Raw genomic sequence first — 554 nt, forward strand, 5'->3', positions numbered from 1 at the left:
GTTAGATAAATGTCGTCGGCTCTGGAAAAATTGTGAGCGGCACCTTAATTCAAGTCGCCAAATGATTATTCTCGCTTTCTTGATATTACTCTTAAAAAGATTTTAAACAGATTCTAACTCATTAGACATGATTATCACCTCAAACACATATTAAAATAAAAGTACCTTTTTATCAAGTACAGAACTTATAAAGGTACTTGATAAACAGACAAAAGGTACTTGATAACCTTCTGTGATCCTTGGGAGAGTAAGGCTCAATAGGGGTCTAAAAGAGGTTTAAAAGAGGTTTATAAAAGAGGTATAAAAGAGGCACTACTGTACGAGACCAAAACCTAGAAACAAAAAACACAAAGGAGTGAGCTAAAAACAGGCTCACATTCAACTCCAGTCGCTACGCTCCTTGCGCCTTACTCTGTTCGTTGCCAGATAAGGTGTAACAAGCCACGTTTATTCGGGCGCTGACGCCCCGAACCCCGTCCAAGCTGAACCAGCTTGACCGCTTTTTCACTCGCCGTTAGGCAGGAAAGCAAAGTTTCTATAAAACTTTGGCTTTC

1 pseudogene is annotated in these 554 nt (G+C 39.9%); it reads left to right on the forward strand.

The features are described from left to right. Positions 1–106: pseudogene (locus MZO40_RS16990) on the forward strand (IS5/IS1182 family transposase); the annotation flags it as partial. Positions 107–554: the final 448 nt, after the last annotated feature.

Source organism: Lactiplantibacillus sp. B652 (assembly GCF_023806745.1).
Lineage (GTDB): Bacteria > Bacillota > Bacilli > Lactobacillales > Lactobacillaceae > Lactiplantibacillus > Lactiplantibacillus pentosus.